This is a genomic window from Mesorhizobium sp. M1423, assembly GCF_040317575.1.
GTDB lineage: Bacteria > Pseudomonadota > Alphaproteobacteria > Rhizobiales > Rhizobiaceae > Mesorhizobium.
Genome location: NZ_JAMYKU010000041.1, coordinates 1 through 19,728, shown reverse-complemented (window position 1 = coordinate 19,728; position 19,728 = coordinate 1). Strand labels below are relative to the sequence as shown.

At 58.1% G+C, this 19,728-nt stretch carries 17 protein-coding genes and 1 pseudogene; 13 read left to right on the top strand and 5 right to left on the bottom strand.

Annotated elements, in window-relative coordinates:
- Positions 1-6: 6 nt before the first annotated feature.
- Positions 7-147 (top strand): annotated as a pseudogene (locus NKG95_RS31650) (transposase); the annotation flags it as partial.
- Between the two features lie 106 nt (positions 148-253).
- On the top strand, positions 254-1,441 hold the full coding sequence (locus NKG95_RS31645; protein WP_353043492.1) for an IS481 family transposase: 1,188 nt from the start codon (positions 254-256) through the stop codon (positions 1,439-1,441).
- Between the two features lie 432 nt (positions 1,442-1,873).
- Here the strand turns inward: NKG95_RS31645 and NKG95_RS31640 are convergent, their stop codons facing one another.
- Positions 1,874-3,190 carry a tyrosine-type recombinase/integrase gene (locus NKG95_RS31640; RefSeq protein WP_353043491.1) on the bottom strand — a complete coding sequence of 439 codons (1,317 nt, stop codon included), beginning with the start codon at positions 3,188-3,190 and terminating at the stop codon, positions 1,874-1,876.
- A gap of 493 nt (positions 3,191-3,683) precedes the next feature.
- Between NKG95_RS31640 and NKG95_RS31635 the strand changes: the two genes are divergently transcribed.
- The gene (locus tag NKG95_RS31635) at positions 3,684-4,451 is read left to right on the top strand and encodes a M12 family metallopeptidase (RefSeq protein ID WP_353043489.1); all 768 of its coding nucleotides are present in this window, start codon (positions 3,684-3,686) and stop codon (positions 4,449-4,451) included.
- Between the two features lie 139 nt (positions 4,452-4,590).
- Positions 4,591-5,955 carry a S1 family peptidase gene (locus NKG95_RS31630; RefSeq protein ID WP_353043487.1) on the top strand — a complete coding sequence of 455 codons (1,365 nt, stop codon included), beginning with the start codon at positions 4,591-4,593 and terminating at the stop codon, positions 5,953-5,955.
- A 233-nt stretch (positions 5,956-6,188) separates the two neighbouring features.
- On the opposite strand, the gene NKG95_RS31625 is transcribed toward NKG95_RS31630, so the two are convergent.
- Positions 6,189-6,476 (bottom strand): terminase TerL endonuclease subunit, encoded by a 288-nt coding sequence (locus tag NKG95_RS31625; RefSeq protein ID WP_353043512.1) that lies wholly within the window; start codon positions 6,474-6,476, stop codon positions 6,189-6,191.
- On the opposite strand from NKG95_RS31625, the gene NKG95_RS31620 reads away from it, so the two are divergent.
- Positions 6,418-7,677: a hypothetical protein gene (locus NKG95_RS31620; RefSeq protein ID WP_353043513.1), complete on the top strand. Its 1,260-nt coding sequence runs from the start codon at positions 6,418-6,420 to the stop codon at positions 7,675-7,677. The genes NKG95_RS31625 and NKG95_RS31620 overlap by 59 nt on opposite strands.
- 18 nt (positions 7,678-7,695) lie before the next feature.
- Positions 7,696-8,862: an ATP-binding protein gene (locus tag NKG95_RS31615; RefSeq protein ID WP_353043486.1), complete on the top strand. Its 1,167-nt coding sequence runs from the start codon at positions 7,696-7,698 to the stop codon at positions 8,860-8,862.
- Between the two features lie 171 nt (positions 8,863-9,033).
- On the opposite strand, the gene NKG95_RS31610 is transcribed toward NKG95_RS31615, so the two are convergent.
- From NKG95_RS31610 to NKG95_RS31600, 3 genes are all read right to left on the bottom strand, one after another.
- Positions 9,034-10,887: a HipA domain-containing protein gene (locus NKG95_RS31610; RefSeq protein ID WP_353043511.1), complete on the bottom strand. Its 1,854-nt coding sequence runs from the start codon at positions 10,885-10,887 to the stop codon at positions 9,034-9,036.
- Between the two features lie 608 nt (positions 10,888-11,495).
- Positions 11,496-11,828, bottom strand: coding sequence for a hypothetical protein (locus tag NKG95_RS31605; protein ID WP_353043485.1), 333 nt, complete (start codon positions 11,826-11,828; stop codon positions 11,496-11,498).
- A 151-nt stretch (positions 11,829-11,979) separates the two neighbouring features.
- Positions 11,980-12,342: a hypothetical protein gene (locus NKG95_RS31600; protein ID WP_353043483.1), complete on the bottom strand. Its 363-nt coding sequence runs from the start codon at positions 12,340-12,342 to the stop codon at positions 11,980-11,982.
- Between the two features lie 726 nt (positions 12,343-13,068).
- Here NKG95_RS31600 and NKG95_RS31595 point away from each other — a divergent pair.
- From NKG95_RS31595 to NKG95_RS31565, 7 genes are all read left to right on the top strand, one after another.
- Positions 13,069-13,302 carry a hypothetical protein gene (locus tag NKG95_RS31595; protein ID WP_353043482.1) on the top strand — a complete coding sequence of 78 codons (234 nt, stop codon included), beginning with the start codon at positions 13,069-13,071 and terminating at the stop codon, positions 13,300-13,302.
- Between the two features lie 284 nt (positions 13,303-13,586).
- Positions 13,587-14,156, top strand: coding sequence for a hypothetical protein (locus NKG95_RS31590; RefSeq protein ID WP_353043481.1), 570 nt, complete (start codon positions 13,587-13,589; stop codon positions 14,154-14,156).
- A 57-nt stretch (positions 14,157-14,213) separates the two neighbouring features.
- Entirely contained in the window at positions 14,214-14,849 is a 636-nt protein-coding gene (locus tag NKG95_RS31585) for a hypothetical protein (RefSeq protein ID WP_353043480.1), read from the top strand.
- Between the two features lie 722 nt (positions 14,850-15,571).
- Positions 15,572-16,774, top strand: a complete 1,203-nt coding sequence (gene repA, locus NKG95_RS31580) for a plasmid partitioning protein RepA (protein ID WP_023723090.1) — start codon at positions 15,572-15,574, stop codon at positions 16,772-16,774.
- Between the two features lie 77 nt (positions 16,775-16,851).
- Positions 16,852-17,817, top strand: a complete 966-nt coding sequence (repB, locus tag NKG95_RS31575; RefSeq protein ID WP_353043479.1) for a plasmid partitioning protein RepB — start codon at positions 16,852-16,854, stop codon at positions 17,815-17,817.
- Between the two features lie 156 nt (positions 17,818-17,973).
- Complete coding sequence (gene repC, locus NKG95_RS31570; RefSeq protein ID WP_353043478.1) at positions 17,974-19,179, top strand: plasmid replication protein RepC; 1,206 nt, start codon at positions 17,974-17,976, stop codon at positions 19,177-19,179.
- A gap of 227 nt (positions 19,180-19,406) precedes the next feature.
- On the top strand, positions 19,407-19,728 hold a 322-nt coding region (locus tag NKG95_RS31565), incomplete at its 3' end, for a helix-turn-helix domain-containing protein (protein WP_353043476.1).

The window sequence follows — 19,728 nt, the reverse complement described above, 5'->3', positions numbered from 1 at the left end:
AGCCAGTCCTCGCACCGTTCGGTCGAGCATGACGCAGACGAATACGCATAGGCTGATGGCGTCAACACCAATACGGTCGAGAGCTTTTATTCGATCTTCAAGGGCGGCATGAGGGGCGTCTACCAGCATTGCGCCGAACATTACATTATCCTTGCCGCTATCTGGTCGCGAGGCATGTGAGTGACCCGAGACATAGGTGACGTTTTGTACCGGACACATGGGTAACACTTTTGGCTTTTGGCCGGAGGTGTTGATGCCGTGGAGAGAGTATTCGGTGATGGAGGAACGTCTTCGTTTTGTAGCTCGCCTTCTCGACGGGGAAGGCATGAGCGATGTGTGCCGGGAATTCGGCATCTCGCGCAAGACCGGCTACAAGATCTTCAATCGCTACCGGGAGGACGGGCTTGACGCTCTAAGCGACCGCTCGCGCCGCCCGGTGCGCTATGCCAACCAGCTGCCCGACCAGGTCGAACGCCTGATTGTTAGCCTCAAGCGGGACAAGCCGCATTGGGGCGCGCGCAAGATCTGGGAATTGCTGGTCAGGCGGCTGGCCGGCGACGTGCGCATACCAGCCAAAAGCACGGTGCATGCCGTGCTCGACCGTCACGGGCTTGTGAAGCGCGCCCGCCAGAGGCGGCGCTTCACAGCCGAAGGCACGGACTTGTCGCAGGCCGCGCAGCCCAACGATCTGTGGTGCACCGACTTCAAGGGCGAGTTCCGGCTCGGCAACGGGCGCTATTGTTACCCGCTGACGGTCTCCGACCAGGCCTCGCGCTACTTGCTCGTCTGCGAAGCGCTTGAATCGACCAAGGAAGCCCCCGTTATCGAAACCTTCGTCCGCCTGTTCAAGGAACGGGGCCTGCCGGCGGCGATCAGAAGCGACAACGGACTTCCCTTCGCCAGCCCCAACGGCCTCTACAACCTCTCGAGGTTATCGGTCTTCTGGCTGAGGCTCGGCATCGAGATCGAGCGCATCAGGCCTGGCCACCCGCAGCAGAATGGCCGCCATGAGCGCATGCATCTAACGCTCAAGAAGGAGGCGACTCGCCCGCCGGGCATGAACAGCCTTCAGCAGCAAGCCAAGTTCGACAGCTTCGTCAACGAATTCAACGCCGAAAGGCCCCACGAGGCACTCGCCATGCGCTGCCCGGCCGAGCTCTATACGCCCTGTTCAAGACCCTATGCCGGCCTGCCGAAGGTGGACTACCCCCTCCACGACAAGGATATCCTTGTCACCGCCTGCGGGCGCATCTGCATGCACAGAAAAAAGATCAACATCTCGACCGTGCTTGCCGGTCAGAGGCTCGGAATCAAGGAGGTCGACGATGGCATTTGGCTCGTAAGCTTCATGCACTATGATCTGGGATATATCGACCTGGAGCAGAAAACCTTGCAGACCATCGACAATCCGTTCGGCACGAGATCGTCACCCATGTCTTAGGTACGTCCTGTTACCCATGTCTCCGGGTCGGACAATGTGAGTGAGTGCCTAGCAGAGCCGACACGAACCCACGACCATGAGCCAAAGAAGGTGGTGCCACTCCAGAGCGCGATTTTACGACCGAGATTAGCCTGCACGTGCCCACAACGGGCTTTGTTTGAGCGCTGCCAGCACTCGGAGAAGGCACTTGGTGTCGGCGCTGTCGAGATGTACGTGCAAGGACCGTTCTCTCTCCAGAACTTTTTGCAGAACGTTCAGGACATTATCCCCATTTCGCCACCCACCGGCTTGACACAATCCTTCGGAGGGCATTGGCTCAACCTCTACCCCAAAATAGAATTCTTCAGCTAAGCCGCGTGCCGACAAGAGTAGAAGAATGCCTCTTCGAGAGTCGGGTGTCGCAATGTAGCGGTCTACCCACATTCGAAGCCGCTAATCCTTGCCGCTCATTAGATCAGAAAGTAGCCGCCTGCTTGGAAGTGCGTGCCACGCGGATGTGCGGCGCTTTGCTTCTTTCTGGCGCGACCGACCAGCCTCGAGCATCCGACGTGAGATGGCCTCTTGCTGCTGGCGCAGATGATCGCTGAGAAGCTTGTTACGCGTGATGTAGCCTGCATTAACACCCGGGATGGAATGGTTCATCAGAAGGTGAACGTCCAGCTCGGCAACGCCCGCGGCTTGGGCGATGGTGCGGAACGTCTGCCGCAGGTCATTCCCCCATTTCGACAGATCGCTGCGTTTCTCCTTGTGCTCGATGACGTGACCGCGTTCGCTCTCTGCTGGGAATAGCCAGTCACGCGATTGCTCGGCGTAGAGTGCCCTACCGATGCGCATCACTCGAACCAGACAGCGGATCATGGCGTTCGAAAGCGGTATGTCGAATGCCTTGATCTCACCACCCTTCGGCCTGGGTATGTGGAGAACGCGGGCGCGAAAATCGACATGCTCAACGCGCGCCTTCCTGATTGCTTCAGGACGATGGCCTGACAGCAACATCAACAGATGCAACTCGCGCCGAACAGGGTTCTTCAAAGCCGCGAGTTGGGTGAACCACTCCTGGAGATCCGAAAGTCCCAGCGCGGTATTGCGCCGATGTTCGGCATTCCAGTCTATGGCTGAGACCGGGTTGTCCGCCGGGAGCGTGCGGGCGGCTTTGCGAGCATGGTTGTACACGGCGCGCAGTGTTCGCATGCACCCATTGGCGATATAGGCGCCGTTCTCCTTAGTGAGCTTCTCGTGCCGCACGGTCACGAGCGAAGGATCGTTACCGAGCTTGGAAAGCGGCTCGTCAAGCCAGTCGGCCAACAGCCGCTCGACGTGATCGCGATAGTTGTTGATCGTTCCATGGCTGCGACCTTTGTTCTTCATATGGCCGTCGCGATAGCGTTCCCAAGCAATGCGCAGCGTGGGATTCGCAATCGATGGCAAATCAACCGCTACAGCATCGCCGTCAGGCTTGCGCGCCGGCTTTCGAGGGTCAACGCCATTGGCGATCTTCCCGAGAATATCCTTGGCCTTCGCCCGCGCCGCGCGCGTCGTGAGTTCTCCAACTTCGGCAACCTTCATTCGAACGGAAAGGCGCTTCCCTGCCTTCATTCGATCACCCTGGACAACGAACGTTTTTTTCCGTTTGCCCACGAGCACCATGAAGCCCGGCAGGTCGGTGTCCCGAGCAAAATATTGGCCCGAAGACGCCGGCTGGAGGCTTGCGACGTCGCGGTCTGTAAGGGCGATTCGAAGGTCTGTCATGAAATTAGTACGGGATTAGTACGGCAATTGCGCCCTGTTCGATCTGGCTGGATCTGTCGGTTTGTCTACGCTATCATAGCAGCGCAGTACGAAAATTACAACATCTTGAATAGGTTAGCGGCAGTGCAATCGTACAACGACTGGTATTGGGAAACAATGGGAAAGGCCGTCTGACAAATTCCTAATCTGTAGGTCACAGGTTCGATTCCTGTCGGGATCACCAATGAAATCAATGAGCTAAGCTTTGTTTGGCGCATTTACATGTGCCTGGGATGACCGCCGAATTCTCTAGAATTTCCGGCGATTCCCGACGATTGCGGATGCTCCGCGGCACACGGCCGGCACATGGTCACACGAAAAGCCCGCCGGAGCGGGGGCCGGTGCGCTGGTGGCTATTGGTCGGAGGTATATCTATCTGGCGCCTGACAACTTCGACGTTTCGCTTTGTCTAAAAAGGGTGTAACTTATGCTCTTCTAAATGCGGACCTCCGATATGAGACAGCTGTACTGTCGCATTCGAACTTTCGGTGCAAGTGCTCTGCTTGTTTTTTTGGCTGTGACCAATTCGATCGCACAGGATTCTGACGATGGCTTGGGAACATTCCTTGCGCAGCAGAATGCAGCGCAGGAGCCGGGAGGTAACGGCGGCGGCGAAAGAGCTGTTGTGAGGGGCGTTTTCCAGGATGTTCTCGATTACGCCTACCCGTCGATGGCGGCTCGGTGGCGGGTCAATCCGGTCGCGGTTTGCTGGGAAAATGGGGACGAACCAGCAATGATGGACTTGGTACGGAATGCGGTAGAGCAAACATGGTCACGCTACTCGAACCTAAAGTTCATATACTGGGGGCCGTGCGATCCAGCGAGCCGCGGAATCCGAATTGTTGTCGCTGACAGAAACCCACGAACTCTGGGCTTAGGTAATCGGTTGGATGGGGTGCCCGAGGGCATGCTTCTAAACTTTGCCTTCCAGAAGTGGAGTCCTATCTGCGCCGAATCGGAAGAAAGACGCTCAGAGTGTATCTACGTAATTGCTGTCCATGAATTCGGACATGCCGTCGGCTTTGCGCATGAACAGAACCGGCAGGACACGCCGGATGACGATTGTTTCGACAAACGTCAAGGAACCAACGGTGATCTGTTGCTGACGCCGTGGGATATCGATTCCGTCATGAATTACTGTAATCCGATTTATGGCAATAATGGCGAGTTGTCTGATTTAGACAAGTTCGCAGTAGAAAAAATATATGAAGATCTCCCTTAAATTGTGGGCTCTCACCGCGAAAGCGCGCGGGACAGCATCCAGCTTGTCTCTAACCGTATTCTGCTCCTTCTTTGCCACAATTTCCACGGCTCAGGAAAGGGACATCACACGAGTCATGTCCAAAATAAGGGATGGCTTAGTGTACATCGAGGCCGAGGCCGAAAATAACAAGGGGATTCCCGTTGCGACCACCTCAACCGGATTCTACATCGATCGAGAAGGGAACATACTAACGGTCTATCATGCACTAAGTGGCCTTGGGGATTTTCGGCCTGACACGCTCAAAATCAAAATTCATGGCTGGAGAAAAGATACTAAGCCGAGTAGCGCAGCTGTAATCGATTTTAGTGAGAGCCGCGATTTGCTCCTTCTTAAAGGCAGCAATCTCGCTGACAGCAAGCCGGTTTGCACGTCGGGCAGTCGGAACCCCTCTTCGTTGTTGAACGAGAAGGTTTACAGCGAGGGCTTTCCGACGAACCTGCCGTTCGTCACCGCAGTCGGAGACATTGTCTCTGCCGAAGGTCCTGGCGGCACTGTTATCACCGACATGGCCATTAACCCCGGACAAAGTGGAAGTCCTGTATTTCTGAAGGATGGAACCATAGTCGGTATTGCAAAAGGGCAGATGTTCAGTGGTAATAATAAACCGGTCGCCGGGCAGTATGTTTTCATACCTTTCACAGATGCGAAACGAATTACGCCAGAAATAGTAGGGCGCCCTGGTTGTCCTGACGAACAGCTGCCGGAAATTGATACGAATAGCATTCCCACCGGAACGGATAAGTCGATCGATATCATAGCTATTATAGATGATTCAGCTTCTATGGTTCAAGAACAGAAGAAATTTTTTGAAGGATTCAGTCATTTTCTAGGTGGAATCGGCCAAGACGGGGACATAAGAATATGCATGTTGACTACAGATGCCAAATACTACAATGGAAATTCTCTTATTTGGATTAAGAAGAACGGCGACAGTGATGAGTTCGTAACAGCGGCGCTAGATAAAAACACTCCTGAGTTTGATACGGTGCTCAACGATACCTTCAAGAGCATAGGATCTGAGTGGAGTAGCGATGAGCAAGGAATTAAGTCTCTCAATTTGCACATCCGCTATAAGGGGAACAAGGGTTGTCTTCGGCAAAAGGGTCTACTATTGGCCATTATGCTCACGGATGAGGACGAGCGCAGCACTGGCGGCCAATACAGTCTTAGCACGGAGCAGTACAAGCCGCTAGATCCCGAAGATTACCCTGAAAACCTGCTTGATACCGTCAAGCGAATCTTACCGCAGAAAGCCTTCCTTTGGAATTCAATTATTGTGGTGCCTGGAGACCGCAAATGCGAAGCAGTTCAGGACGCTCAGGACTATCCATCTTTTTTTGGCACTTTGTATGAAAAGTTATCAGAGAAAACGGGCGGGTATGTGGGCAGCGTGTGCGAACCCGACTACGATGTTCATTTTGAGGGAATTGCGTCAGCAGCCGAAAGCAAGATGACTCCGTGACGCGTAACAAAGGTCATATGGCATGAGATGCCTGTCGCAGGTGGCTCGGCGAGCCTACCGCGGAATCAACGCAGTCGAAATGCCCCGTGACTGTGCGTGTCCAGACGGATGGCCGTCACCGCCGCTGACGCGGCCCCTTCCTAGAACAAGGTCTTTCGAGCTTTGCCAGTCGCGTGGGATCGCCGTAGCGGTTCCGCAATTAATGCCAGTCGCTGTGGCAAGCTGCGCCTTTCTTACAGTAGGTTAGCCGGGCTGGCGGCTGCTGCTTGCGGCGCCAGGCAGGAGGTTGTCTCTAAAAGAACAGCGCGTCCTCCGACGCTGAGTCGTACATAGACCGGCCGTTGGCGCCCGCCACGGCCCGCCCGCACGCCATGATTGCCCGCCACTGCAGGATCGATTCGGTCGGCAGCCTTGGCTTTGTTTGGCCGCCTGTTGCCACTCTGATCCGACATCATCACGACGTTGCCAACCGACCAGCGCAAGAGCGGGTTGCCGCCGTGGCAAAGTTGCCTCGTCAGCATCAGGTTCTCAAAGTCGTCGACCGGTTTTGCGAAGTTCGCCAAGGTCTGCGGAAAGGCCGTCGGGCTCCCGCTCAGCGACTTGAAGATGAGCCGGATCCGGCTCGGTGGTGCGAATGGTTGCATTTGGCGCAACGTCGTCGTCGCCGACGCCGCTGGCCCTCGCGTCGGAAGCGCACCCGAACCGGCAGGCAAGAGCGATGCGGAAGGGACAGCTCCCGCGCCGCCTGATGACGCATCAGATGCTGCCGGGACTGTGCCAGTGCGGACCGCGATCGGTCTCCTGGAGGTTGCTCCTTTGCCGCTCGACACGAAGACGGCAGAAGTCGCGCAGAAGACGGCAGACGAAAAGAAGGACGAGATCGAGCGCCGTCTCTTCGACGCCGCGACAGCAGCGGCGATCGGAGATCGGTCGGGCGTTTCTGATCGGACCTTCTTTCTTCTGGCCGATAGCCCGGCGGCAAAAAACAAGAAGAGTAGCGTAGCGCAAGTCCGGCGGCTCTACGCCGACGTCGCGCTGATGAGCATCGACACGGCTTTGCCCGGAACGAGCGACAGCGCGCTTGCCTTTGCCGGAAGCCACTTTCGCCTCATCTATACAAATGGGGAAAGGATTCCCGAACTGGTGACCCAGGAAGCGGGCTGGAACACCCCAGACGGTTTTCTGTGGCTGGGCCAAGCCGCTCGGCAATCGGAAGCCGCCGCGATCGACCTCGGCGGCGCGACCCTTGTTGCGCGGCGTGATCAGGATCTCGTCGACCTTCGTTTCCGGTTCTCCGATTTCGTTCTCGCCTTTAGCGCCGGGGAGGACGAAATTGTGGGCGGCATGCCGCCAGTGCTACGACCGGCGCGCGAAGATTGCCGTATGTTCGTCGCGCAGGGGCATGTCACCGACAGCCGACCGATCCTCAGCGTCGAGTTCGCTCCGCAGCATGTGATGGAGGAGGCCTTCTTCCGACCGAAGCCCGAACCTCTTCCGGACACGGAGTGGCCGAAGCCAAAATCATACAGCGACTTCCCCGATCTTGGTTCTTTCCTCGCAGCGCTACAGGCAGAACCGGATCTCAAAAAACGCGCCGAGATGCGCCATAGAGGACGAAGTCCCCTCCCTTCCATTCTGGCATACCTCTTCAAATTCGGGCGTTGCGGGCCAATAGGTCTCGATTACGCTGACCAATTTCGCCACCTTGCAAATCAGGAATAGTACTCCATAATTGCGAGGATGATCAAGCGCCGCATCGAAACGCAACTCGCCGAACTGATAGACACTATCCCAGCCGTGGCACTGATTGGGCCACGCCAGGTCGGCAAGACTACACTCGCGCTCGAAATAGCCGAGATACGGCCGTCGATCTATCTCGATCTCGAGTCCGATGCCGACAGAGCCAAGCTCGTGGAACCGGAGCTCTACCTTGCCGAGCATGAGGGCGAGTTGGTGATCCTCGATGAGGTCCATCGGCTTCCAAACCTGTTCCAGAATCTTCGTGGCTTGATCGACCGCGGTCGCCGCAGCGGCAAGAAGACAGGGCGCTTTCTGCTGCTGGGGTCCGCTTCCATCGATCTCCTCAGGCAGACTGGCGAGACGCTCGCCGGCCGCATCGCCTATCTTGAGATGCATCCGATTGACGGACTGGAGGTGCCGGCCGAACAGTTGAACCCCTTGTGGGTGCGCGGCGGCTTTCCCGACAGCCTTCTGGCGGCGAGCGACCGCGCCAGTCAGCGGTGGCGGCAGGACTTCATCCGCACCTACCTCGAGCGCGATATCCCGCTGCTCGGGCCTCGCATTCCGGCCGAAACGCTGCGCCGCTTCTGGACCATGCTGGCACATCATCAATCTGGCCTCCTCAACGCTGCCGACTTTGCCCGGGCCCTCGGAGTCGATGGCAAGACAATTGCCTCGTACCTCGACCTGCTAGTCGATCTCCTGCTGGTGCGAAGGCTCGAGCCGTGGCATGCAAATGTCGGAAAACGTCTGGTCAAGTCGCCGCGGGTTTACGTGCGCGACAGCGGCATTGCACATACGCTGCTTGGACTGACAACCCTCGAGGACGTTCTCGCTCATCCCGTGGCCGGCGCCAGCTGGGAAGGTTTTGTCATTGAGACGTTGATTGCGGTCGCACCGTCCGGCACAGAAGCCAACTTCTATCGCACATCCGCCGGCGCCGAGATCGACCTCCTCTTGACCCCTCCAGGCAGCCGCCCTTGGGCGATCGAAATTAAGCGCAGCCTCACGCCAAAAGTCGAGAAGGGCTTTCATCTGGCATGCGAAGATGTAGATCCTATCCGTCGCCTCGTTGTCTATCCGGGAGCAGAGCGCTTTCCGTTAAAACATGACGTCGAGGCAGTACCACTTCATATCCTTGCGAAAACGCTGGTCCAACTTGGCTGATAGGCTCTTCGCCCGACTCTCTGTCCCCTACGGCCCGAGCCGCGCGCTTGTCGCTGGATCGTTCGGCCCGAGACCTTTTCTCAAGTTTGGGCAAAGTGTGGCGCCCTTGCCTGGCATTGACGTCGCGAACATAGGCGCGCATCAGCCGGGCGCGAGAGGCTTGCGGGTCATTCATAGGAATGGCTCGACACGCCTTGCAATGATGTCACGCAGGGCGGCCTCGGCCGTCTCTGCCGCCCTCCCCCGCGGTTGTTCGGGCAACACCACGCCCGGTGCTGCCTCACGGAGGCACACGGCCATCTCCGCCAGCACCGCCTCGGCTCTGGTAACAGGCAGATCGATGGTTCGAGCAAGTGCGAGAAAGTCGCGACGTGTCAGACGATCATCCTTGCCATTGAGCTTTAGCGCCATGCGATCGCCAGCGAGGCCAGGAAACACCCGGGTCGTGACGGCATCATAGAGCGGTGCAAATCGTACCGTCTCAAACTGACGCCACCCGGGACTGGCTATTTTGAGCAGAGCAAGGTTCTTCAGATGCATGTCGCCGTCGGCGATGAACCAGGCGAACAAGGCACGTCGAAACAGGATTTCGAGGTCAGCCAACGGGTCCGTCGAGAGCGGCCGAAGCCCCCGTGCCATGCGCTCGATCGTACCGTCATATTTGGCGGAGGCCGGAAGGTCCAGGATCGAGCAAAAGTCCTCCATCGCCAGCATCCTGTCATCGTCCAGGCTGCGTCGGATGTCGAAGCGCTCGACCACAAGCGCCGGCGGCATGCCATCGGGCATGTCGATCAGCGCGGCAGCAGGTACCTCGAAGCCAGCGACCCTGCCGAGCTCAAGGCAAAGCCACTCGACGATGGGTAGCGTTTCGAAGCCAGCCGTGCCGGCAGGTTTTAGAATATGAGTGAACGGCTGCTCTACCGCCGGCAGCAGCAGACCTTCCAGCGTCAAACACATAGGAGCTTTGATCTGGGCCCCCGACAAGCGTGGCGTCTCCGCGTTGGCAAACAGCCTTGCGAGGTTCTGCTCGAACGTTTCCTCGATCTCGCTCCTCGCCGGCCCCGCGTAGCGACCGGTGAAGCGGCCGGCCTCCGAGAAGGCCACGAGCTGGCCCTGCAAAATGTCGGCGGGAAGCCTGGCAAGCTCCGCACGGGTCTTGACGATGGCGATGTTCGACATATAGCGCTTGCCCGATTTGAGCACGTCGCGCTCATCGCGCTGATGCAGAACCTGAGCGAGCCACCCCTCCGGCAAGAGTGACTCGATGAATGGCGGCAGTTTGCCTGGCATCGTCTCGCGAATGAGCGGGGGGCTGCCTGTTCGGCCAGCAGGCTTCCATCGCCATTCGAAGCCGTCGTGGGTCAGTTGTCCGAGCGGGATTCTGTGCCAGGCAACGAGAAACTCCAATGCCGCCTTGTTGCCGGCGATTTTGTCGGCGTCGGCTCGCGCCAGAAGATAGCGTTCTGCCCCCTCCCCTTCCCGATACCAGCTGTTCTCGCGAGCGAGCGCCCAAACCGCGTCCGCAGCGGCTTGCGGCGATCCAAACTCCACGATGATACGCGCAGCCATCTGCGCTCGCATCGGCCCGGTTATCGCACTCGCGTGCTCGCTACGCAGCCGGAAGGCTTCCAGAAAGCGCTGTCGTGGAGACGAAGCATCGGTGCGCAGCTCCCCCATGTTATCTCCGACCACGACGCTCACGGTCGAAGGGTGCGCCGGCGCCTCATTTTGAATAATCTCCAGTGTTCGCAGGCGGGTGCGCTGGTTGCGTCGCCCGCTGATAAACAGCCGCCCGTCCGGCGTAGGCCCGAGCAGAATCGCACTTGCCGATGACAGGTAGGCCGTTGGATAGAGGTAGCGTGCGATCCGAACCGCGTGGTCCAGGATCGTCGCCTCGACGTCATCCGCAGCATCGACATAGATACCGCGGACGAGTTGAACCAATTCGCCTACTTGCGCACGCAGATGGGCGCGCTTGGCGTCTAGTGTCTCTCCAACTAGATGAAGCAAGGAATTATCTCGCATCTCAGATGCGGATAATTCGGCCAAGACGCAAACGATGTCAAGGATTATCGCGCATCTGAGATGCGAGATAATTCCGTGACCTCCAAAGTTGTGAACGTACGGCTGGCTGGCCCCATACTCGAATTCGACAGCAAGCGCTGTGGGCGCTTGAGAATGCCGAGAAGCCGGCGCAATGAGGCCGAGGCCAACCTTTGGGCCGGCTGTCGACCGGCGGGAGATCATTCGCCTTAATCAGCTCATCGAGGCCGTTGAAGAGGCCGTGCAGTGGATCAGATCGTCCCTCTTTCTGCGGAGTGCGGCCAGCGCTCGTTCACTTTATCATTGCAGGAGGGCGATCCGTGGTGGCCTCGACCCTACCAGCAGGCTCGGCATGCGTAATAGCACGTCCATTGGATGATGCTGTTCTCATTCGCGCAGATCCGCGCTACGGCCACCATGATCAAAGCGCGCCGCGCCTGGCTTGGCGCGCTCCATCCGCGGCGAATTTTAGAGAGAACTTCCGAACTGATTCTCCCATTGCGCCAGTTTCGCGCAGGCTTTCTGAAATGTGCATTCGTCTTTGACGTATTGCAGGGGACTCATTCGGCCGCAATCGTCCTCGCGTGCCTTCAGAAACGCACCGGCGTCCTCGGGGGAAGGCGCTCTTTTGCCAGTTCGGCGATCTTATCCTGATATTCGGCTTTCTCAGCATCCCGCCGGCGCTGCCACAGGAAAGCCGATAGCGCTTCGCGCGCGCTGGCCAATCCAACCTCGCTGTCCTCTGCCAATTCGAGAGGCGTCATGTCTTGCATGTCGGCACGTTTGGTGTACAGGAATGTGCTCAGATCGAAGCCGTTCAGCTCCTTTTCCGCGTCAACGCAAAACCGGTCGTGTCGCGATTGACGATTGCGGTCCGCCTCTTCAAGCTGCTTCTCGCGACGCCCTTGTGCCTGCATGGCCATCTGGGCTTTGCGGCGGACAATGGCAGCTCGACTGGTAATCCCAATGTCGCAAGCGGAAGCGGCCCCTGCCCCTCTAGCATCGCCGCAATGTTCTTGACCTGTCCCGCGATCATCGGTGCCTCGATGTCCGACAGGAGCGCTTTGCGATACATCAAGCCGGACGACGCTTTTCCACATGGTTGGCGATGGGCACGGATTTGCACAGGGCGTTGCCGAGGCAGCGATCATGAAAAACCTCAGCTAGGATGATCGCTTGCCACACGGCAGGGCGTTCGGAAAAACAGGCGAAGCCTTCGACCTCGCGGCCGACAGACTCGGCAAGACCGATTGCCTGAAGTTCGGCTTGACGCGGGATGGTGGCGTCTCGGCCAGCAGGTCTCGCCAATGCCTGCCTGTAAGCTGAGGCGGTTTCCTCGACGCGGTCTCGATGCTTTGCCGCGGTGGCGGCATGAATCCTGTCGCGTTCCTTTTGCCATGCGATGTCGTCGGCATCCTGTTGCGCGCGCGCGGGCATGTGATGCGCCACCCCAGCAGCTGGCTCCGCAGGATTGGCATCAGCTGTGAATCAGCACCGAAGGTCGACCCCTTCTCAAATAGTAATAAGTGCCTGAGTTTGCGTCCAAATTCGCGACGCGTGGGGGTCGCCGTCGGCGCCGATCCTGACCCCGCCCAATCTCCATTTCATGTCAGCAAATCAACACGTTACCGAATCTTTGCACGGGGTCAACCTTCGACGCCGATTCACACCCAGCTCCTGCCCTACAGGCGGGCACCTCTCCCATGCCCTCTGAACGGATCAAACCGAAGCGCCATAACATCTGAACATGGACCGATTGGGGAGATCCCAGGGAGCGGTATGCTGAGATCGTGGCGGGGTCGAGCGGGCCATAGCTGGGAACCTTACCTGGATTGCGATATTTGCCTGTTCTTAGCGTCGAAGAGCCGTCCGGTTTACCAAATGCCAGGAAGATGCTGAAGCGTTCCTGCGCGGTCGTCTGCCCTGTGGAAAGGCCTTGCATGGGAGAACCCGAGAATCAATGGAAGGTGCGCCGCGCAGCTGATGGCGCATGGCGATATGCCTGCGGAGCCAGGCGCGGCCGCGAGACAACATGGCGAGCGCGTTGACGCTCGCCTTCTTGCGGAGCGTGGCGGCAGACTTCGCCTGAGGCCTCAATACCGATTTCTGGCGATGGAAATCTCAGGGGCGGATAGGTAAGCTGGCAGTGAGGAGTTGCCTGCCATGAGCGCACTGACCTACCGACTTGCGGGGGACCACAGCGGAAGGTGGATGATTGTCTTTGAACCAGACGAATTGCATCTTTACATTGAATGTGTGGCACCGGGGACGAGCACCGACGCGACCAACTGGATCAGCGTTGATGATTTTTTCGCCCGGCGGCCGACCGGCTCTGCTCACAGGCAAGCGATCGAACGCCTGGTCGAATTGCTGCGCCGCGCGCTCGACGGGGATTAGCTTCAATCCGCAATGATGCATTCCGCAACGTTGGGCCGGAACTCGATATGTTTTTTCGGGAAAAAACAGTAACTGCAATGTTTTTCGATGAAGGCGCCGAAATTCAAGACGGATCAGCGCAGCGGAATCGCCTTAAATTGAAACGCGCACTGCTCTATTCTGAATGCGGCCGAATTCTTATTGGCCCACGTGAGCTCCGGGCATTCTTGATACTCTTTGACAGAACCGCACTGCCCGTGTAGGTGTCCGTGGTCCTCGGACAGCGGACAGCGGATCGGAATCAAATGAAAAGCCAGGACATCGTCGTCCTGCTCAAGCTCGTCAGCCTTCAGGAGCAGGAGAAAGAAAAAGGTGTCGAAACTCTGCGCCGAGAAGCGCAGGGCGAGGATCCGTACTCGGTGCGCAATCTGGAGTCTTCTCTTGGCATAAGCAAGACGGAGGTCAATGCATCTATCAATCGAAGTCTTGCATCCGGTATCGCGGCCAGGGACAAAGACACGGGCCGAGCGAAGCCGAGCCGCAGGAGCCTGCAGAATTTCATCGTGCACGGGTTGAAGTTCGTTTTTCCAGCGAAGCCCGGAGCAATGCAGCGCGGAATCCCGACCGCTTTTGCGGCGCCCATCCTCAAGAACGCGCTAATAAGCGCTGGCAGCTACATCTATGTGTGGCCCTGTGCCAGCGGCCGCGACATGGGACAATCGGTGACGCCGTTGTTCAAAAGCGTACCTGAAGCCGTTCAAAAGGATGATCGGCTGTACGAGTATCTTGCCCTTGCGGACGCGGTAAGACTCGGAAACCAGCGCGAGGCTGGCCTCGCGGCGGAGCGTCTTGCGGAAAGGCTCGCGCAGAAATGACCAGCATCCAAGGCCAGCTACTAGCAATGCTCAGGGCTGTCGCGGAAGCTCTAGGCGATGACCTGCGCAAACGTCCGTGTTCGTACGACCGCTCTTTTCATAACCGATGCCATCACGCTCGAGGATGTCAGGGCGACTGACGACGTCGACCTGATTGTCGATCTGGCCGGCTTTTCGGAATGGGCGCAGCTCTTGGAACGGCTTCGAGAGCGGGGTTTCTCGGAGTCACCTAACGACAGTGTCATTTGCCGAATGCATCTTGGCCAGATCAAAGTCGACTTCATGCCGGACGATCCCAAAATCCTCGGATTCAGCAATCGTTGGTATGAAGCGGGTATTGAGACGGCGGTCGATTGTCCGTTGGACGATAAGCTCATCATCCGCCTCTTAACACCGGCACTCTTCGTCGCGACGAAGCTGGAGGCATATCTTGGCAGAGGTGGGAACGATCGGCTTTTTAGCCGAGATGCCGAGGACATACTTTTGATCGTCGATGGCCGAGAAGAGTTGGTCGCTGAGCTGGAAGGCGCCGAAGAGGAGGTCCGTACCTATATCGGCGACCAGTTCAAAGACATGCTTGCAGCCCCAGATTTCGACGACTTTCTGGAAGGCAATATCAGAGGGCCCCAAGGCCGGGTCGAGATTGTGCGCCAGCGATTCATTGCGATAAGCCAATATGCCAACGGTGGCTGACCTGGTCTTTCAAAGTCGACTGGACACCAAGCAGGACACAAGAACTCCGGACAACCGCGACCATGATCCGAGGCCGCTGCCGCCATGCTGACGCAGGTGCTCGACGTCTAGTGCGCCACGGTGTTGAGAGCGAGCTTCGCCATTATGGACCGGGGAGCGTTCTCCCATGAACTCGAGGCTGTCTCGTTCCGGAAAGTATGCTTCCCGGTGTTGATCAGGCTTAACCTCGGCCTTGAGGAGGGCTTCACCCACTCCTTCAACGGTCTCCCCTCACGGTCTTCATTGTACTCGGCTATTCCGATATCGGCCTCGCCCCCAGCCGGTCCGCTCCTCGAGCTGAAAGAGTCAGTCTGGCGTTGGGCAGCTTACCCTAACCGGCAACGAACCCAACCGGCCACGTGCCATCGGATCCGGTGTCCTGCCCTGCCCTGCCCGCCGGCACTTGCATCCCGCCTCTGAGCGTGCCTGATTTACTGCCGTAAAATATGATCCTTATGACAGAGAAAACATGCCGTTAGCTTGGATAGCAAGACAATACCGTACTCAAAAAACCGAGCAGCTGCCTTCGTGATGGCAAGAGCAGCTGGCAGCAAGAAAATCCGGTCAGTGCCTTTAACCTTTTGTTAACCCAAAACTTCTTGCCGGAGCCGGCCGAATCGGAGCTTAATGGCGCTTGTTGAGTGAATTGCTCACAAAAAGCGCCAATTCAGGTTTCGACAGAAATGAATATCTCCATGCGGCTGCCACGCTTCGAGTTCGATGACAAGATCCTCGAGCAGGGCGCAGAGATATCGCGGCGGCTTAACCAGCTCCGCATGGAGAAGTTTCCGCCAAACGCAACAAAGACGCTTCGTCCCTTTTCGCTGGCGGAAGTGGCCCACTACCTCGGGGTCTCGCAGAACAATCTCAAGCGCCTCCATCTGGAGGGCAAGGGCCCCCTGCCCGAGCAGATACCTTCCGGACGCCGTTCCTATACCGCCGAACAGATGCTTGAACTGCGCCATTTTCTGGATCGGCATGGCAGGACCGAGGTAAAAAAATACGTCCCGCACCGCAAGCCTGGAGACAAGCTCCAGGTGGTTGCTGTCGTCAATTTCAAGGGCGGCAGCGGCAAGACGACGACTGCGGCCCACCTCGCCCAGCACCTTGCGCTGACCGGGCACCGCGTGCTTGCCATCGATCTCGACCCGCAGGCGTCACTTTCGGCTCTCCATGGCTTCCAGCCGGAACTCGATCGCAATCTCTCTTTGTATGAGGCGATCCGGTACGACGACGAGCGCAAGCCGATATCCGACGTCATCGTGCCTACCAATTTTCCGGGCCTGGATATCATCCCGGCCAACCTCGAGCTTCAGGAGTATGAGTACGACACGCCGCTTGCCATGCAGGACAAATCGTCCAGCGTTGGCCGCCAGTTCTTCACCAGGATTGCAAAGGCCTTGGCCGAGGTCGACGAGCGCTATGATGTGGTCGTGGTCGATTGCCCGCCGCAACTTGGCTACCTCACCTTGACCGCCATGTCGGCGGCGACGTCGGTTCTCATCACCGTCCACCCCCAGATGCTCGACCTGATGTCGATGAGCCAGTTCCTGCTGATGCTCGGCGGCATATTGAAGACCATCAAGGCCGCCGGTGCTGCGATCGAGCTGGATTGGTTCCGCTATCTGATCACGCGCTACGAACCCACCGACATTCCCCAGGCACAGATGGTCGGGTTCATGCAATCGATGCTTGCCGGCCAGATCCTCGAGAATCCCATGCTCAAGTCGACGGCAATCTCGGATGCAGGACTGACGAAACAGACGCTCTACGAGGTGGAAAAGTCGTCTTTTACCCGTTCGACCTACGAACGGGCGCTCGAATCGCTGGATGCGGTGAACTCCGAGATTGTCGCGCTCATCCATCGCGCATGGGGGCGGTCATGACGGCGCATTTTACGGCAGTAAAAAGTGGAAATTTTGCTCGTGAAATCAGCCGACTAGCTGCGAATCGGAGTGATTGAATGGCGCGCAAGGATGTATTCGGCAGTGTGATGGGCCCTGCGACGTCGGTCGCCGACAGCGGGGATGTCTCGGGCTATGCGGTTCGCGGGGCATCCCGGTCGATCATGCAGTCATTCGAGGAGCTCTCTAAGAGTTCGGTCGTCGATCTCGATCCGGGGTTGGTCGACACCTCATTCGTCTCGGATCGCATGGACGATGACGATGAAGCATTTCATGAGCTGCTGGCGGCGATTCGCGAGCGAGGGCAGGATTCTCCGATTCTGGTCAGGCCCCACCCGGATAGTTCCGGCCGGTTTCAGACCGTCTTCGGCCACAGGCGCGTCAAGGTCGCACGCCAGCTGGGCAGGCCCGTTCGTGCAGTCGTCAAGAAGATCGGCGATGAGGACCATGTCATCGCGCAGGGCCAGGAGAATGCTGCCAGGGCCAACCTGTCCTTCATCGAAAGGACGCTTTTTGCCGATCGCATTCTCAAGCGGGGCCATTCGCCGGAGACGGTGAAGTCGGCCCTTGCGCTCGACGATACGACCTTCTCGAAAATGCGCTCCGTGACCAACAATATTCCCGAGCAGGTCATTGTGGCCGTCGGCGCCGCCAAGAGCATAGGCCGGGACCGCTGGTGGCAGCTTGCCAAGCTCATGGAGCATCCCCGGACCGCCGCACGGGCGGCAGAGTACGTGACAAGTGCCGATTTCGCCGAACCGGGCAGTGACGCTCGTTTTGCTCGTCTGTTCGACTTTTTGAATGCGCCGGTGAAGCAGCCGCGAGCCGCATCGAAGCCTCAGGAAAAGGCCTGGGTGCCCCAGGACAAGTCGGTCCGAGCCAAGATCACCGACACGGGAAAGGTGTTTACGCTTGCCTTGAAGTCAAAGGATGCATCGCCCTTCGGCGCATTCATCGCCGACAAGCTCGACGAGCTTTTCGAGGCTTTCAGGGCATCGGAAACGGCAAAGAAAACAGGAGACTGAAACCGCAAAAGAAAAAGGCCCCCGAACGTCACCGTCGCGGAAGCCCTTCTCAGGTCTGTAGCAAGCTGAGAATCGCATTTCCCCGAATCACTGTCAAGAGTCGTTGGCGTCGTTTCGACGAGCAGTTTTCTTTTGCCTGATTGAAAGGCGAGGGAAATGGAGAGTGGTTATGCGACGACGCCCTTTGGGCGGCGGCCGATGACGCTTGCCTTGGTGCAAGCGAACACGGCATCACGAAAGATTCCTGAAGGGGCCGCCGTCGAGAAATGGCAGGTGTATCGCTGGCTGTGCGAGGGCAAGACGATCATAGGCGTGGGAGATCGCGCCCTGGCCGTCCTCAGCGGACTGCTATCGTTCTATCCGGACGATCAGATCAGCGAAGAGAACGGGCTGATGGTCTATCCTTCGAACGCGCAGCTGTCACTGCGGGCGCACGGCATGGCCGATTCCACGCTGCGCAGGAACCTGGCCGAACTGGTGAATAGCGGACTGATCATCCGCCGAGACAGTCCAAACGGCAAACGGTTCGCTCGCAAGGCAAAGGGCGGCGCAGTCGAGGAGGCGTTCGGGTTCTCGCTGGCGCCACTGCTTGCACGGGCCGCGGAGTTTCAGGACGCTGCCGAGCAGGTCCGCGCCGACAGCCGGGCGCTCAAATTAACGCGGGAGCGGATCACCCTCCATCGGCGCGACATTCACAAGCTGGTCGAAGCCGCGATCGACGAGGGCGCTCCTGGCGACTGGGGAACCATTTGGAGGCGGTTCAGAGCAATCGTGGATGCTATTCCTCGGCGGGCAGGGCCGTCGGAGCTGGAAGCGATTGTTACGGAGCTCTCCTTGCTTCACGACGAAGTGGATATGATGCTGGAAAGCTTCATGAATTCCACGAATCCTAGCGGCAATGAGTCCCAAAATGAGCGGCAGCAATCTGATTCAAACACAGACTCCACTTTTGTATCTGAACCAGCTTTAGAACAAAGCAGGGCGACGGTCGAACCAAGAACGGCCTACGCCGAGAAGCCGAAAGGCTTTCCGATAGGACTTGTGCTGAAGGCCTGCCCCGAACTTGCCGACTATGCCGCCCACGGAATCGCAAGCTGGCGCGATTTGATGATCACCGCCGCCCAGGTGCGTGGCTACCTTGGCGTGTCGCCCTCGGCGTATGAGGAGGCTTGCCATGTGATGGGCCAGGAGGTCGCCGCGATCGTGATTGCCTGTATCCTGCAAAGGGCGCAGCATATCAACTCGGCCGGGGGCTATCTGCGCGTGCTGACCGAAAAGGCGAGGGCAGGACAGTTCTCGGTCGGACCCATGCTGATGGCAGCGCTTAAGGCCAATGGCACGACGGCAAGAATGACCGGCTAGGGGCTGGAAATTCTTGTGCGTAATGCTGCCGTTGCTGGTGGTCCGGGCGCGGTCGAGGAGACGAATGGCAAGGTGGTGTTCTGAGATCGACGTGCCAAGCAGCTCGCAAGCTGGTCTACGCAATCAGAGCCACCAAGCAACGTCATGCGCCTGCGGGCTTGAAACCAGTCGGTAAGTGCCATATGTTTTGCACAGTGAACACGGCTACTAATATGACAAGGAAGTCCATGGGGCAGGCCCTCAAGATATCCGCGCAGAATGAACCTCTGGTTTTGTCCTATATGGACCGGGCCGGGAAAATTGCCGTTGACCAGGTGGCCGACAGCTTTGGAATGTCCAAGGGTCAGTTGGCTCAGACAGCCGGGCTTGCCCGTGAAACCCTCTATCGGCTGGAGCGCAGCCGCACGGCCAAGACGCAGAGCCGTCTGCGCGAGATGCTCGAGATCATCAGCCGCGTGACGGAATGGGCGGGAGGCAAGGAACAGGCCATGGCCTGGTACCGAGCCCAGCCGCTGCCGGCATTCGGTGGACGCACCGCCGAAGCCCTCG